This window comes from Halomonas rhizosphaerae, from assembly GCF_030010555.1.
GTDB classification, from domain to species: domain Bacteria; phylum Pseudomonadota; class Gammaproteobacteria; order Pseudomonadales; family Halomonadaceae; genus Halomonas; species Halomonas rhizosphaerae.
Genome location: NZ_JASCQP010000023.1, coordinates 146,648 through 161,439, shown reverse-complemented (window position 1 = coordinate 161,439; position 14,792 = coordinate 146,648). Strand labels below are relative to the sequence as shown.

General features: G+C 69.4%; 13 protein-coding genes. 12 read left to right on the top strand and 1 reads right to left on the bottom strand.

Annotated elements, in window-relative coordinates:
* Window positions 1-40: 40 nt before the first annotated feature.
* The 12 genes from QLQ83_RS08710 to QLQ83_RS08655 all read left to right on the top strand — a co-directional run bounded on the left by QLQ83_RS08710 (window position 41) and on the right by QLQ83_RS08655 (window position 14,451).
* Complete coding sequence (locus QLQ83_RS08710) at window positions 41-3,808, top strand: nitrate reductase subunit alpha (RefSeq protein ID WP_282735130.1); 3,768 nt, start codon at window positions 41-43, stop codon at window positions 3,806-3,808.
* Window positions 3,805-5,379, top strand: coding sequence for a nitrate reductase subunit beta (narH, locus tag QLQ83_RS08705; RefSeq protein WP_282735129.1), 1,575 nt, complete (start codon window positions 3,805-3,807; stop codon window positions 5,377-5,379). Before QLQ83_RS08710 ends, narH begins: the two co-directional genes overlap by 4 nt.
* Window positions 5,372-6,157 carry a nitrate reductase molybdenum cofactor assembly chaperone gene (gene narJ / locus QLQ83_RS08700; protein WP_282735128.1) on the top strand — a complete coding sequence of 262 codons (786 nt, stop codon included), beginning with the start codon at window positions 5,372-5,374 and terminating at the stop codon, window positions 6,155-6,157. Before narH ends, narJ begins: the two co-directional genes overlap by 8 nt.
* A gap of 12 nt (window positions 6,158-6,169) precedes the next feature.
* Window positions 6,170-6,853 (top strand): respiratory nitrate reductase subunit gamma, encoded by a 684-nt coding sequence (gene narI / locus QLQ83_RS08695; protein WP_282735127.1) that lies wholly within the window; start codon window positions 6,170-6,172, stop codon window positions 6,851-6,853.
* Window positions 6,854-6,865: 12 nt separating this feature from the next.
* Entirely contained in the window at window positions 6,866-7,687 is an 822-nt protein-coding gene (locus QLQ83_RS08690) for a peptidylprolyl isomerase (protein ID WP_282735126.1), read from the top strand.
* 90 nt (window positions 7,688-7,777) lie between these two features.
* Window positions 7,778-8,362, top strand: coding sequence for a molybdenum cofactor biosynthesis protein B (moaB, locus tag QLQ83_RS08685; protein ID WP_282735125.1), 585 nt, complete (start codon window positions 7,778-7,780; stop codon window positions 8,360-8,362).
* Window positions 8,359-9,615 carry a molybdopterin molybdotransferase MoeA gene (locus tag QLQ83_RS08680; RefSeq protein ID WP_282735124.1) on the top strand — a complete coding sequence of 419 codons (1,257 nt, stop codon included), beginning with the start codon at window positions 8,359-8,361 and terminating at the stop codon, window positions 9,613-9,615. The genes moaB and QLQ83_RS08680 overlap by 4 nt, the downstream gene beginning before the upstream one ends.
* The gene (locus tag QLQ83_RS08675; protein ID WP_282735123.1) at window positions 9,575-10,318 is read left to right on the top strand and encodes a Crp/Fnr family transcriptional regulator; all 744 of its coding nucleotides are present in this window, start codon (window positions 9,575-9,577) and stop codon (window positions 10,316-10,318) included. The genes QLQ83_RS08680 and QLQ83_RS08675 overlap by 41 nt, the downstream gene beginning before the upstream one ends.
* 29 nt (window positions 10,319-10,347) lie before the next feature.
* Window positions 10,348-10,752, top strand: a complete 405-nt coding sequence (locus QLQ83_RS08670) for a putative zinc-binding protein (protein ID WP_282735122.1) — start codon at window positions 10,348-10,350, stop codon at window positions 10,750-10,752.
* 86 nt (window positions 10,753-10,838) lie between these two features.
* Window positions 10,839-11,600, top strand: coding sequence for a M15 family metallopeptidase (locus tag QLQ83_RS08665; RefSeq protein ID WP_282735121.1), 762 nt, complete (start codon window positions 10,839-10,841; stop codon window positions 11,598-11,600).
* Window positions 11,601-11,678: 78 nt separating this feature from the next.
* Window positions 11,679-12,440 carry a sulfite exporter TauE/SafE family protein gene (locus QLQ83_RS08660; protein WP_282735120.1) on the top strand — a complete coding sequence of 254 codons (762 nt, stop codon included), beginning with the start codon at window positions 11,679-11,681 and terminating at the stop codon, window positions 12,438-12,440.
* A 70-nt stretch (window positions 12,441-12,510) separates the two neighbouring features.
* The gene (locus QLQ83_RS08655) at window positions 12,511-14,451 is read left to right on the top strand and encodes an FUSC family protein (RefSeq protein ID WP_282735119.1); all 1,941 of its coding nucleotides are present in this window, start codon (window positions 12,511-12,513) and stop codon (window positions 14,449-14,451) included.
* Window positions 14,452-14,463: 12 nt separating this feature from the next.
* Here the strand turns inward: QLQ83_RS08655 and QLQ83_RS08650 are convergent, their stop codons facing one another.
* Complete coding sequence (locus tag QLQ83_RS08650) at window positions 14,464-14,655, bottom strand: DUF2061 domain-containing protein (protein WP_282735118.1); 192 nt, start codon at window positions 14,653-14,655, stop codon at window positions 14,464-14,466.
* Window positions 14,656-14,792 lie beyond the last annotated feature (137 nt).

Genomic DNA, 14,792 nt, shown 5'->3' with positions numbered 1-14,792 from the left:
GGGTGGCCACGCATCTTTATCAGGAGCCTGGAGAGCGACCATGAGTCACTTCATCGATCGGCTGAACTTCTTCCGCAAGGCCCGCGAGCCCTTCGCCAACGAGCATGGCGAGGTCCGTCAGGAGTCCCGCGAGTGGGAGAACGGCTACCGGCAGCGCTGGCAGCATGACAAGGTGGTGCGGTCCACCCACGGGGTGAACTGCACCGGTTCGTGCAGCTGGAAGATCTACGTCAAGAACGGCCTGGTCACCTGGGAGACCCAGCAGACCGACTACCCGCGCACCCGGCCCGATCTGCCCAACCACGAGCCGCGGGGCTGCCCGCGTGGCGCCAGCTACTCCTGGTACATGTACAGCGCCAACCGCCTCAAGCACCCGCTGATCAGAAAGCCGCTGCTCAAGCTGTGGCGCGAGGCGCTCGAGGCGAAGCGCGACCCGGTGGATGCCTGGGCCTCCATCGTCGAGGACCCGGCCCGGACCAAGCAGTACAAGCGCGCCCGGGGCATGGGCGGCTTCGTGCGCGCCGACTGGGACGAGCTCAACGAGCTGATCGCCGCCTCCAACGTCTACACCGCCAAGCAGTTCGGCCCGGACCGCATCATCGGCTTCTCGCCGATCCCCGCCATGTCCATGGTCAGCTACGCCGCAGGCAGCCGCTACCTGTCGCTGATCGGCGGCGTCTGCATGAGCTTCTATGACTGGTACTGCGACCTGCCGCCGGCCTCGCCGATGACCTGGGGCGAGCAGACCGACGTGCCCGAGTCCGCCGACTGGTACAACTCCGGCTACATCATCGCCTGGGGTTCCAACGTCCCGCAGACCCGTACCCCGGATGCCCACTTCTTCACCGAGGTGCGCTACAAGGGCACCAAGACCGTCTCCATCACCCCGGACTACGCCGAGGTCTCCAAGCTCACCGACGAGTGGCTCTCCGCCAAGCAGGGCACCGATGCCGCCCTGGCCATGGCCATGGGGCACGTCATCCTCAAGGAATTCCACCTCGACAAGCCCAGCGCCTACTTCACCGACTACGTGCGCCGCTACAGCGACATGCCCTTCCTGGTCGAGCTCGAGGTCCGCGAGGACGGCAGCTACGCACCGGGCCGCCAGATGCGCGCCAGCGACTTCGAGGCGAGCCTGGGCCAGGGCAACAACCCGGAGTGGAAGACCGTCGCCTGGGACGAGGCCCGCGACCAGCTGGTGGTGCCGCGCGGTTCCATCGGCTTCCGCTGGGGCGAGACCGGCGACGAGGTGGGCAAGTGGAACCTCGAGCCGCTGGATGCCGAAGGCACCGAGATCAAGCCGCTGCTGACCCTGGCCGAGCAGCATGACGAGGTGGCCAAGGTCGCCTTCCCCTACTTCGGCGGTATCGCCCACGAGCACTTCGACCACGTCAAGAGCGGCGGCGCCAGCGACGAGCTGCTGTTCCACAGCCTGCCCGCCAAGCGCCTGAAGAAGGCCGACGGCAGCGACGTGCTGGCGGTGACCGTGTTCGACCTGATGTGCGCCAACTACGGCATCGACCGCGGCTTCGGCGAGGACGACGGCGCGACTGCCTATGACCAGGTCAAGCCCTATACCCCGGCCTGGCAGGAGAAGATCACCGGCGTGCCCGCCGAGCAGGCCACCCGCATCGCCCGCGAGTTCGCCGACAACGCCGACAAGACCCAGGGGCGCAGCATGATCATCGTCGGTGCCGGCATGAACCACTGGTACCACATGGACATGAACTACCGCGGCCTGATCAACATGCTGGTCATGTGCGGCTGCGTTGGGCAGAGCGGCGGCGGCTGGTCCCACTACGTGGGCCAGGAGAAGCTGCGCCCGCAGACCGGCTGGACCCCGCTGGCCTTCGGCCTCGACTGGCAGCGCCCGCCGCGCCACATGAACTCCACCTCCTTCTTCTACAACCACTCCTCCCAGTGGCGTTACGAGAAGCTGGAGATCAAGGAGATCCTCTCGCCGCTGGCCAGGGCCGAGGACTATCCCGGCAGCCTGATCGACTTCAACGTGCGCTCCGAGCGCATGGGCTGGCTGCCCTCGGCGCCGCAGCTCGGCACCAATCCGCTGCGCCTGGCCGAGGCCGCCAAGGCCGCGGGCCTCTCCACCGCCGACTACGCCGTGGACCAGCTGAAGAGCGGCAAGCTCGCCTTCGCCGCGGAGGATCCGGACAACCCCCAGAACTTCCCGCGCAACATGTTCATCTGGCGCTCTAACCTGCTGGGCAGCTCCGGCAAGGGCCACGAGTACATGCTCAAGTACCTGCTGGGCACCCGCCATGGCATCCAGGGCAAGGACCTGGGGGAGTTCGGCGGCCAGAAGCCCGAGGAGGTCAAGTGGCATGACGAGGCGCCCGAGGGCAAGCTCGACCTGCTGGTGACCCTGGACTTCCGCATGTCCACCACCTGCCTCTACTCGGACATCGTGCTGCCCACGGCGACCTGGTACGAGAAGGACGACCTCAACACCTCCGACATGCACCCCTTCATCCACCCGCTCACCGCGGCGACGGACCCGGCCTGGGAGTCGCGCAGCGACTGGGACATCTACAAGGGCATCGCCAAGGCCTTCTCAAAGGTCTGCGTGGGGCACCTGGGCGAGGAGACCGACCTGGTCACCCTGCCGCACCAGCACGACTCCCCCGCCGAGCTGGCCCAGGTCGAGGTCAAGGACTGGAAGAAGGGCGAGTGCGAGCCGATCCCCGGCAAGACCATGCCGGCGCTGATCGAGGTCAAGCGCAACTACCCCGAGACCTATGAGCGCTTCACCTCCATCGGCCCGCTGCTCGAGAGCATCGGCAACGGCGGCAAGGGCATCGCCTGGAACACCGAGAAGGAGGTGGACCTGCTCGGCAAGCTCAACCACCGCAAGCTCGACGGGCCGCACAAGGGGCGCCCGCAGATCGACAGCGCCGTGGACGCCGCCGAGATGATCCTGACCCTGGCGCCGGAGACCAACGGCCAGGTGGCGGTAAAGGCCTGGGGCGCGCTCTCCAAGATCACCGGGCGAGACCATACCCACCTGGCGCATCCCAAGGAGGAGGAGAAGATCCGCTTCCGCGACATCGTCGCCCAGCCGCGCAAGATCATCTCCAGCCCGACCTGGTCCGGCCTCGAGGACGAGCACGTCTCCTACAACGCCGGCTACACCAACGTCCACGAGCTGATCCCGTGGCGCACCGTCAGCGGCCGCCAGCAGTTCTACCAGGACCACCCCTGGATGCGCGCCTTCGGCGAGAGCCTGCTGGTCTACCGTCCGCCCATCGACACCAAGGCGGCGGTCAGCCTGGCCGAGACCAAGAGCAACGGCAACCCGGAGATCGCCCTGAACTGGATCACCCCGCACCAGAAGTGGGGCATCCACTCCACCTACAGCGACAACCTGCTGATGCAGACCCTGTCACGGGGCGGCCCCATCGTCTGGATGTCCGAGGACGATGCGAAATCCATCGGCGTCGAGGACAACGACTGGATCGAGCTGTACAACGCCAACGGCGCCATCGCGGCCCGCGCGGTGGTCAGCCAGCGGGTCAAGAACGGCATGGCGATGATGTATCACGCCCAGGAGCGGATCCTGAACATGCCGGGCTCCGAGATCACCGGTACCAGGGGCGGTATCCACAACTCGGTGACGCGCGTGTGTCCCAAGCCGACCCACATGATCGGCGGCTACGCCCAGCTGTCCTACAGCTTCAACTACTACGGCACCGTCGGCTCCAACCGCGACGAGTTCGTCATCGTGCGCAAGATGAAGAAGATCGACTGGCTGGATGGCGAAGGCAATGACTACGAGCAGGAGGCCGTGAAATGAAGATTCGTTCCCAGGTAGGCATGGTCCTCAACCTCGACAAGTGCATCGGCTGCCACACCTGCTCGGTGACCTGCAAGAACGTCTGGACCAGCCGCGAGGGCGTGGAGTACGCCTGGTTCAACAACGTCGAGACCAAGCCCGGCATCGGCTATCCCAAGGAGTGGGAGAACCAGCACAAGTGGAAGGGCGGCTGGCTGCGCCGCAAGGATGGCCGCATCGAGCCGCGCATCGGCGGCAAGTGGCGGGTGCTGGCGAACATCTTCGCCAACCCCGACTTGCCGGAGATCGACGACTACTACGAGCCGTTCACCTTCGACTACCAGCACCTGCACACCGCCAAGCAGGGCGAGCACCAGCCCACCGCGCGGCCGCGTTCGCTGATCTCCGGCGAGCGCATGAACAAGATCGAATGGGGCCCGAACTGGGAGGAGATCCTCGGCACCGAGTTCGCCAAGCGCCGCAAGGACGCGAACTTCGAGAAGATCCAGGCCGACATCTACGGCCAGTTCGAGAACACCTTCATGATGTACCTGCCGCGCCTGTGCGAGCACTGCCTCAATCCGACCTGCGTGGCATCGTGCCCGAGTGGCGCGATCTACAAGCGCGAGGAGGACGGCATCGTCCTGATCGACCAGGACAAGTGCCGCGGCTGGCGGATGTGCATCTCCGGCTGCCCCTACAAGAAGATCTACTACAACTGGAAGACCGGTAAGTCCGAGAAGTGCATCTTCTGCTATCCGCGCATCGAGGCCGGCCAGCCGACCGTCTGCTCCGAGACCTGCGTGGGCCGGATCCGCTACCTCGGCGTGCTGCTCTACGATGCCGACCGCATCGAGGAGGTGGCCAGCTCGCCGGACGAGCGTGACCTCTACCATCGCCAGTGCGAGATCTTCCTGGACCCCAACGACCCGGAAGTCATCGCCCAGGCGAAGAAGGACGGCATCACCGACAACGTGATCGCCGCCGCCCAGGCCTCGCCGGTCTACAAGCTGGCCATGGACTGGGGCCTGGCGCTGCCGCTGCACCCGGAGTATCGCACCCTGCCGATGGTCTGGTACGTGCCGCCGCTGTCACCGATCCAGTCCGCCGCCGAGGCCGGCAACGTCGAGTTCGACGGCGTGATGCCGAAGATCGAGTCGCTGCGCATCCCGGTCAAGTACCTGGCCAACATGCTCACCGCCGGCGAGGAGGAGCCCGTGGTACTGGCGCTCAAGCGCCTGATGGCCATGCGCCTCTACATGCGCGGCAAGCACGTCGAGGGCAAGGCCGAGACCGAGGTACTGGAGAGCGTGGGCCTCACCGAGGCCCAGGTGGAGTCCATGTACCGGTATCTGGCCATCGCCAACTACGAGGATCGCTTCGTGATCCCCACCAGCCACCGCGAGATGGCCACCGAGGCCTTCCCGGAGCGTGGCGGCTGCGGCTTCACCTTCGGTGACGGTTGCCACGGTGACAGCAGTCAGAGCCTGTTCGGGGGCCGCAAGACCACCACCACCCTGGTCCAGCCGGCCGAGACCTTCGACCCTGCTGCACAGGACAAGACCCGGAGCGAGGAGGTGCGTCATGGCTGAGGCTGCAATGCAATACCCCGTGGCGGAACCGGACATGCTGAGCCTGCGCGTGCTGGCCCGGCTGCTCGACTACCCCTCCGCGGAGCTCCAGGCCGCCGCGCCGGAGATGATCGAGCTCCTCGACGCCGAGCGCCGCTGGGAGGCGGCGCTGCGCACCCGCCTGATGGACTGGTGCCAGCGCCTGCTGGATGCCGACCTGATGGAGCTGCAGGCCGAGTACGTGGCGCTGTTCGACAAGGGGCGCAGCACTTCGCTGCTGCTCTTCGAACACGTCCACGGCGAGTCCCGCGATCGCGGCCAGGCCATGGTCGACCTGATGGCCGAGTACAGCGCCGCGGGCTTCGAGCTCGATGCCCGCGAGCTGCCCGACTACCTGCCGCTGTTCCTGGAGTACCTCTCGACCCGCCCGGAGGCCGAGATCGGCCGCTGGCTGGGCGAGATCCGCCATATCCTGGCGCTGCTCGCCGCCCGACTGGACGAGCGCGACGCCGACCATGCCCTGGTGCCGCTGGCGCTGCTGGCACTGATCGGCGCCGAGGGGGACGTCGACGCCCACCGCGAGACGGTGAAGGACGAGGCGCCCGATGACACCCCGGAGGCGCTGGACGAGGTCTGGGAGGAAGAGGCCGTGCGCTTCAGTGCCGCCTCCGACGAGGACTGCGCCCTGCAGTCCGCCGAGGGTCGCCGACTCGCCGAGCGCAAGCAGGCCGTGCCCAGCGACCCCGTCAGGATCATGCCCAGCAGCGGTTCGACCGACCGCGCCATGACCGATCGCTAAAGGAGAACCGTCATGTTTGGCGAATACCTGCAACACCTGATCTATGGCTACTACCCGTATCTGGCCGGCACGGTGTTCCTGGTCGGCAGCCTGCTGCGCTTCGACCATGGCCAGTACACCTGGAAGACCGGTTCGAGCCAGATGCTCTCGTCGAAGAACATGCGCCTGGCCAGCAACCTCTTCCATATCGGCATCATCGTGATCTTCTTCGGGCACCTGTTCGGCATGCTGACGCCGCACTGGGTCTATGCGCCCTTCCTGCATGCCGGCACCAAGCAGCTGCTGGCGATCGTGGTGGGTGGCATCGCCGGCATCCTCTGCGTGGTGGGGGGCGCCATGCTGCTCTACCGTCGCCTGACCAACCCGCGCGTGAAGGCCTCGTCGAGCATCATGGATACCGTCATCCTCGGGCTGATCGTCTTCCAGGCGGCGCTGGGGATGATCACCGTGATCTTCTCCCTGGGCCACCTGGACGGCGAGATGATGCTGACGCTCTCCAGCTGGGCGCAGTCCATCGTCTTCTTCAGCGGCGGTGCGGCCGACTACATGGCCGAGGTCTCCTGGATCTACAAGCTCCATATCTTCGTCGGCCTGACCATCATCCTGCTGTTCCCGTTCTCGCGCCTGGTGCATGTGTGGAGCGTGCCCTTCGGCTACGTGACGCGCCGCTACCAGCTGGTCCGCAAGCGGGGCTGAGGAGTTATCACCATGCAGAAGATCGATATCGAGATGATCCCGGGGGGCGCCACCCCCCCGCCCGTCCGGGTCGGCGAGGCCACCATCGAGGAGGCCGCCATCGCCGAGGAGATGCAGTTCCACCCGGCAGACAGCGCCGGCACCGCCCAGCTCAAGGCGGCCCGTGCCCTGGTGGTACGCGAGTTGCTGCGCCAGCGGGCGGCGGCCCTGGGAATGGCCGAGGCCGCCGGCGAGGCGGTCGACGAGGCGGATGCCGCCATCGCCGAGCTGCTGGAGCGGGAGCTGGACGTGCCCGAGCCCGCCGAGGAGGACTGCCGCCGCTTCCACGCCGCCCATCCCGAGCGCTTCAGCGAACCCACCCGCCTGCGGGTGCGCCACGTGCTGCTGGCCGCGGCGCCGGACGACGCCCCGGCCCGCGACGCCGGCTATCGCCTGGGCGAGAAGCTGGTCCGCGAGCTGCAGGCAGTGCCCGAGCGCTTCACCGAGTTCGCCCAGCGCCACTCCGCCTGCCCCTCGAAGGAGGAGGGCGGCGACCTGGGCTGGCTGGCCCCCGGCCAGACCGTGGCCGAGCTGGACCGTGCCCTGCAGCACCTGCCCGAGGGGCTCCACGATCGACCGCTGGCCTCGCGCTACGGCTGGCATGTCGTCAGCATCGAGGCGCGTGTCGAGGGGCGCGAGCTGCCCTATGAGCAGGTTGCCGAGCACGTCCGCCACAGCCTGCGCGAGCAGGCCACCCGCCGGGCCCTGCGCCACTACCTGCTGGCGCTGGAGGCCGAGATCGGGGTCGAGGGCATCGCGCTCGACGACGACAGCGCCAGTGCCCTGATGCAGTAGCCACATGAAGGGGGCCGGCCTGGCCCCCTCGACGTATCCGACTCTCCTTTCCATGACGCCGCTCGCGCCGCGGGCGGCGAGGAGGACCCCATGGCCCACGTTCACGCCAATACCCCCTTCGCCCCGCTGGGCATCGCCGTGCTGACCGTCTCCGACACCCGCGGCTTCGACGAGGATGGCAGCGGCGACCTGCTCTCCGAGCGCCTCACCGAGGCCGGCCACGCCCTGGTGGAGCGACGCATCGTGCCCGACGACGTCTACCGCATCCGCGCGGTGGTCTCGGCCTGGGTGGTGCGCCAGGACATCCAGGTGATCCTGGTCAACGGCGGCACCGGCTTCACGCCTCGAGACACCACCCCCGAGGCGCTCGCGCCGCTGTTCGACAAGGCGGTCGACGGCTACGGCGAGCTGTTCCGCCAGCTCTCCCTGGAGACCATCGGCACCTCCACCATCCAGTCCCGGGCGGTGGCCGGGCTGATCGACCGTACCCTGGTGTTCGCCATGCCCGGCTCGCCCAAGGCGTGCGCCACTGCCTGGGATGGCATCCTCGCCGCCCAGCTCGACGCCCGCACGAGGCCCTGCAACTTCGTCGCCATGGTGCTGCCGGAGGCGAGGCACTGTGCGTCCCGGCAGGCGAGCGCCGACGAGGACATGGCGGAAGGGGCCGGGGCATGAACTGCGGCTGCGCGGAGGTCGTCACGCCCGGCCTGCTGGACCTCTTCGACGCCCGCGCCCTGATGCTGGCGTCCGGCGTGGCGGTGGCCGGCTGCGAGCGGGTCGCCCTGGCCGATGCTTCCGGTCGGGTGCTGGCCGAGGATGCCCGGGCCGGCCTCGACCTGCCCGGGGTCGACAACAGCGCCATGGACGGCTATGCCCTGCGTCGCGGCGAGCTCGCCGCTGATCCCTCCGGCCTGCCGGTGACGCTGCGCGTGCCGGCCGGTGCCGGCGTGCTCAGGCTACCCGAAGGGGGCTGCGCCCGCATCTTCACCGGCGCCCCGGTGCCGCTGGGCGCGGACGCCGTGGTGCCCCAGGAGAGGGTGAGCCTGGACGCCGCGGGGCGGGTGCACGTCGAGGGTGTGCTGGCCGCGGGCGCCAACATTCGTCGACGCGGCGAGGAGAGTCGCGCCGGTGACGTGGTGCTGGTCGCGGGGACGCGGCTGAATGCCGCGGCCATCGCGCTGCTGGCCAGCCAGGGCATCGATGCCGTGACGGTGCGCCGGCGGGTCCGTGTGGCCCTGGTCAGCACCGGCGACGAGCTGATCGAGCCCGGCCAGGCCTGGGTGCCCGGCCAGGTCTACAACAGCAATGGGGCCATGCTGCGTGCCCTGCTCGCCCAGCAGGGCTGCGAGGTCCTCGACCTGGGCGTGGTTGCCGACACCGCCGCTGACCTGGGTCAATGTCTTGCCCGGGCGCGCGAACTGGCCGATCTGGTAGTGTGTACGGGCGGGGTCTCGGTGGGGGAGGAGGACCACGTTCGGCCGGTGCTGGAGCGCCTGGGCGGCATCACCTTCCACGGCGTGGCGATCAAGCCCGGCAAGCCGTTTGCGCTCGGCTGGCTCGGTCCCTCGCTGCGCGACGGCACCCCGCTGATCGGCCTGCCCGGCAACCCGGTGGCCTCGCTGGTGGGCTGGCAGTGGCTGGCGCTGCCCTTCGTGCAGGGGCGCCAGGGGCGCACCCCGCCGCCGCTGCAGCGCTTCCCGGTCACCGCCGGCTTCTCCCGGCGGGCACCGAGAGGCCGGCGCGAGCTGTTGAGGGTGGTGCTGGACTGGACCGGTGGTGCCCCCGTGGCACGCCTGGCCGGCGGGCAGGGCTCGCATATGCTCGGGGCCGCCAGCCAGGCCCATGGCTACCTGATCATCGATGCCGATACCCAAGTGGAGGAAGGCCATGTCTACGGATACTGCCCCGGTACCCAGTTCCTCGACTGAGCTGCTGTTCCGGCCCCGACAGCTGCGCGAACTGGTGCGCGGGGTGCCCTGGCTGGGCGACCTCGACGAGGACCAGCTCGAGGCCCTGCTGGAGGACACCGAGGTGCGCACCCTCAAGACCCGCGAGTGGCTGTTCCGCCAGGATGCGCCGGCCAAGTGGCTCTACGTGGTGATCAGCGGGGCGGTGCGCCTGGTACGCAGCGCCGGCGATGGTCGACTGGCGACCATCCGCTGCGTGGAGCGCGGCGGCACCCTCGGCGAGCTGAGCATGGTGGCCAGCGCCGGGGTCTACCTCTACTCCGCCGAGGCCCTGCGCCGCACCCATGTGCTGACCATTCCCGCGGCGCGCTGTCGCGAGATCATGGACCGCCACCCCGCCTGCCGGGCCGAGTTCATGAGTCGCCTGGCCCTGGAGCTCACCGAGCGCCTCGAGGACATGGCGCTGCTGACCCAGGCCGACGCCATGGCGCGCCTGGTCAGCTACATCCTGCGTCAGCTGCCGACGGGCCGCGCCAGGGGCCCCCGGGTGGTTCGGCTGACCATTCCCAAGCGCTGGTTGGCCGCCCAGCTGGCCATGACGCCGGAGACCCTGTCGCGCCTGCTGGCCAGGCTGCGCGAGGAGGGGGTCATCAACATCGACCGCCAGCGCCTGGTGGTGCTCGACGAACAGAAGCTGCGTGACCTCATGCTGAGCGACGACTGAGCGTCGTGCCGCAATCCCTGGGAGGCCCCATGTCCCGACCCCGCAACACCCCCCGTCCCCTGGTCTACTCCTGCTCGGGCTGCTCCGACGTGGCCCAGCTCGCCAACCAGGTCGCCCTGCGCCTGGACCATGGCGGCGAGGCGGAGATGTCCTGTATCGCCGGGGTGGGCGGCGGCGTGCCCGGCCTGGTGCGCACCGCCCGCTCCGGCCGGCCCATCGTGGCCATCGACGGCTGCCAGATGCACTGCGCCCACCACTGCCTGGCCAATGCCGGCGTGACGCCCACCGAGCACGTCAGGCTCTATGAGCAGGGCCTGAAGAAGCGCAAGGGACGCCTCTACGACGAGCAGACCGTGGCGAGGGTGACTGCCGGGGTGAGCGCGCTGATCGCGCGGCTGCCGATGGAGCCCGCGTCCCGGGGCGGGCCTGCCTGAGCCGCCCGCGGCCTGCCGCGCTCGGGGATGTCGTCCCCGGCGCGACTCGGCTAGGCTCGGGGAAACCCCTCTCCTGGACCTGCCGCATGCCCCCTTCCGACCCCGCCGAGACCCCGGTTCCCCACCTGGACGAGCCGTGCTGGGAGCGCCTCGGTCGCCTGCCGGTCGTCCCCGACGACGAGCCCCTGGTGCCGATGAGCCTCGCGCCCGAACCGGTCCGGGTCTTCCCCGCCTATGCGCGACTGGGCATCCCCGGCGCGGTACCCGAGTGCTTCGTGCGGGAGAGCGTCCATCGGCGCCTGCTTTCTGTCGCGCGTGGCCTTCCCCCGGGCCTCGGCCTGGTGGTACTGGACGGCTGGCGACCCTGGCGGGTCCAGCAGTACCTCTTCGATACCCTCTTCGAGGTGATGCGCGCCCGGCACCCGACCTGCGACGAGGAGACGCTGCTCGCATGCACCCGGGAGTTCGTGGCGATGCCCAGCCGCGATCCCCTGGCGCCCAGCCCGCACCTCACCGGCGGCGCGGTGGACGTGACGCTGTGTGATGCCGATGGCCTGATGCTCGACATGGGGTCGCAGTTCGACGAGGCGAGCGCGGCCTCCCATAGCGACCACCTGGAGCGCCTCGACGCCCCGGATGCCCGGCAGCGCCGGGCCCGGGGCTACCGCCGGGTGCTCTACCACGCCATGCGCGGCGCGGGCTTCAGCAACCTGCCCAGCGAGTGGTGGCACTACGACTTCGGCAACCAGCTGTGGGCCCACTACGGGGGCCACCCCCAGGCGCACTACGGCCCGGCGCAGCTCGATACCATCGAGGAGCGCTGGAAGCGGCAGCTTGGCGACGGCTGAGGGGCGGCCCGGCTCCCCGGGGCCGGCAGGGGCGGGCTCGGGTTATAGTGGCCTCCCCTCGTGACCCTGGAGACGTCGATGCTGCTGGAGAGCCTGTCGCCGCTGTCGGGCGGCATCAACTTGGTGCTGGTGCTGCTGTCGGTGTTCACCTCGGCCTTCACCGCCGCGGTGGGCGTCGGGGGCGGGGTGCTGATGATCATGGCGCTGGCCCAGGTGATGCCGGCGGCGGCGCTGATTCCGGTCCATGGCATGGTGCAGCTCGGCTCCAACGTCGGCCGCACGGCAATGACCTGGCGCCATGTCGATCACGCCCTGCTGGGCGCCTTTCTGCCGGGGGTGGTGCTGGGCGCGCTGGCTGCCGCCTGGCTGCTGGTGCGCCTGCCGGCCGGGGTGCTGGAGCTCTGCATCGCCGCCTTCGTGCTTTTCACCTGCTGGGGGCCGGGGCTGCCGAAACGGGCCCTGGGAAGGGCAGGCGTGGTGGTCGCCGGCGCCGTCACCACCCTGCTCTCCAGCCTGGTGGGCGCCAGCGGCCCCATGGTGGCCGCCTTCATCAAGCAGAGCCTGTCGGGTCGGTTGGCCAAGGTGGCCACCTTCTCCGCCTGCATGCTGCTGCAGCACCTGACCAAGGCTTTCGTGTTCGGCGTGGCCGGCTTCGTCTTCCGCGACTGGCTGCCGCTGATGCTGGTCATGGTGGCGGCGGGCTTCCTCGGCACCTGGCTGGGCCTGCGCCTGCTGCATCGCCTCTCGGAGCACCGCTTCGACACCCTCTTCAAGTGGGCCTTGACGCTGCTGGCGCTGCGCCTGGTGTGGCTCGGCGGACAGCGCCTGCTGGGCCACTGACGACGCAGGGCTAGACCTTGGTCGCATGCTATCATCCCCGCCCCACCGCTAATCACGGGAGCCAGAGCCCTTGGACAGTGCGACGCGCCTTCAGCGACTGACGGGACTCGACCGGCAGGGGGTCTACTTCGGCACCGCCACGGCCCTCGCGGCCTGGGCCTCCTTTGCCATCGCCTCCCTGCTGCACGTGCAGAACGCCTTCTGGGCGCCCATGGCGGTGTGGATCGTCGCCCAGACATCACGGGGCATGCTGCTGGAGCGCGGCGTCCACCGCCTCGCCGGGACCCTGGTCGGCGCCATGGCTGGCTTCCTGCTGCTCACAAGCGGCCTGCCGACCCTCGCCTCGATCTTCCTGCTCGCGCTCTGGACGGCCCTCTGTGGCGCCACCTCCCAGCTGATCCGGGCCTCGCTAGGCTATGCCGCGATGATGGCGGGCCTGACCGCCAGCGTGGTGCTGCTGCCTAGCCTCGGCGATGCCGGCCGGGTCTTCACCCTGGCGCTCTCCCGGGTGGAGAGCACCCTGATCGGGGTGCTCTGCGTGATGCTGATGGGGTGGCTGATCCTGACCCGACCGCCCAGGCAGGAGCTCCTCGAGCGGGTCCGGCAACTGGCCGGCGAGGCGCTGGCCCGACTCGCCGGACGCCTCGGCTCCTCCGCGCCCTCCTCCCGGGAAGATGGCGAACTGCTGATGGCTCTGGTCGAGGTTGAGCAGCAGCTGGCCCCGGTGTATGCCGGCCCCTTCAAGCCCTCACGGGGCGTGCGCGTGGACAACGCCTTCGTGGCGGCGACACTGGGGCTGATGGCGGCGCTGCGTACCATGGCCGGGCCCGCTGGGCCTGAGCAGCGTGCCCTGCGGGAGGCCCTGACCGAGTCGGCGATGTCGCTGAAACAGCCACTGGCGCACGGCTCTGCCCGGGATGCGCTGGAGCGGGCGTCGGCCCTGGCGCGCCCCCTCGACCGGGGGCTCGCCGCGGCGCTGGACAAGCTGCTGATGGCGGAGCGGGCCGCGCTCGCCTGGAGGCAGGGAGAGGATCCCGGCCCCCTGCTGGCCCGGGGCGCGACCCTGGTCACCCGGCGCGACGCGCGCTCGGCGCTGATTGCCGCCGCCGGTTCGGGGCTGGTCACCCTGGCAGGGGGACTGTTCGTGTTCTATTCCGACTGGTCCAACGCCTGGATGCCGGCCATGGGGCTCTGCACCTTCACCACGGTGCTGTCGAGCATGGATCTCCCCCAGAAGGTTGCCCCGAAGATGGTCCAGGGAGTGGCCGTGGGGGTGACACTGGCAGCGCTGTTCCGGCTCGTGCTGATGCCCCATGCCGGCTCCCTGGGGGAGATCCTTCTGATGCTGGCCCCCTTCATGCTGCTGGGTGGACTGGCCCGGGCCAGCACGAGGACGGCCATCCCGGCCCTGGATGGCAACATGTGCTTCATGCTGGCCAGCCAGCCCTTCCTGTCGGCCTCCATCGCCATGCCGGACGTGCTGGTCGATTCCGCGGCGCTGCTCGCCAGCATCCTGCTGGTGGCCCTGGCCTACCGCCTGCTGCCCCGCGACCCGGGACGCCGGGCCGGCCACCTGGCGCGGCTGATCCTGCGCGACGTCGAGCGGCTCTGCGGCCAGGGCGGCGGGGGGCTCGACCGTCGCTGGCACGGCCGCATGTTCCGGCGCCTGCTGCGGCTGATGCTCCACCTGGGGCGCGCCGATCGCATGGGGATCGACGAGCGCGCGGGGTTGCTCGGGGTCCTGAACCTGGCCCACGCGATCATTGCGCTGCGCGAGGGACTGGTCGATCCCCGGCTGACGGCGCAGCAGCGCCAGGAGCTGGAGGCTGTCCTCGAGCCCCTGCGTCGGCTGGCCGGCGCGCCGGATCATGCACGGGGGCGACTGGAGGCGAGTCGGGAACGACTGGCAAGCAGCGGTGTGGATACCGCGCTGGTGGGGACCCTGGACCAGGCCCGAGAGGCCCTGGAGGACTGCGCCGGCCTGGTCGGGCTGGCAGCGCCCGGCCGCTGAGTTCTTTCGGCGTCAGGCCGCGAGGCGGGCCCGTCGCCGCTGAACGGCCTCCCAGGCCTTCTCGTGGAAGAAGTAGGCGACGGTGTTGGCGGCGGGTTCGAGCAGCGCGATCATGCCGCCGAGCACCCAGCTGCCGGTGACTATCCAGGTCACGCCGAAGGCCACGCAGAAGTGCACGATGGCGAAGGTGGCGGTCTTCTTCATGGCGAGGCTCCATGCCGTGAGCGGTATTTGCCCGCCAGACTAGGGGAGCCTTGCCCATCGCGTAACCTGATTTACCATATGGTTACGATAGGTGGACGCAATCGAAAGGGGTGGTCGCCGCCGGTGGACAGGGTGAA

Bases quoted from the DNA above. Each gene is read 5' to 3' on its own strand.
- moaB (WP_282735125.1), top strand. From the start codon at position 7,778: ATGGCCCACGTTCACGCCAATACCCCCTTCGCCCCGCTGGGCATCGCC.
- QLQ83_RS08670 (WP_282735122.1), top strand. From the start codon at position 10,348: ATGTCCCGACCCCGCAACACCCCCCGTCCCCTGGTCTACTCCTGCTCG.
- QLQ83_RS08665 (WP_282735121.1), top strand. From the start codon at position 10,839: ATGCCCCCTTCCGACCCCGCCGAGACCCCGGTTCCCCACCTGGACGAG.
- QLQ83_RS08660 (WP_282735120.1), top strand. From the start codon at position 11,679: ATGCTGCTGGAGAGCCTGTCGCCGCTGTCGGGCGGCATCAACTTGGTG.
- QLQ83_RS08675 (WP_282735123.1), top strand. From the start codon at position 9,575: ATGTCTACGGATACTGCCCCGGTACCCAGTTCCTCGACTGAGCTGCTG.
- QLQ83_RS08650 (WP_282735118.1), bottom strand. From the start codon at position 14,655: ATGAAGAAGACCGCCACCTTCGCCATCGTGCACTTCTGCGTGGCCTTC.
- QLQ83_RS08690 (WP_282735126.1), top strand. From the start codon at position 6,866: ATGCAGAAGATCGATATCGAGATGATCCCGGGGGGCGCCACCCCCCCG.
- narI (WP_282735127.1), top strand. From the start codon at position 6,170: ATGTTTGGCGAATACCTGCAACACCTGATCTATGGCTACTACCCGTAT.
- QLQ83_RS08680 (WP_282735124.1), top strand. From the start codon at position 8,359: ATGAACTGCGGCTGCGCGGAGGTCGTCACGCCCGGCCTGCTGGACCTC.
- QLQ83_RS08710 (WP_282735130.1), top strand. From the start codon at position 41: ATGAGTCACTTCATCGATCGGCTGAACTTCTTCCGCAAGGCCCGCGAG.
- narJ (WP_282735128.1), top strand. From the start codon at position 5,372: ATGGCTGAGGCTGCAATGCAATACCCCGTGGCGGAACCGGACATGCTG.
- narH (WP_282735129.1), top strand. From the start codon at position 3,805: ATGAAGATTCGTTCCCAGGTAGGCATGGTCCTCAACCTCGACAAGTGC.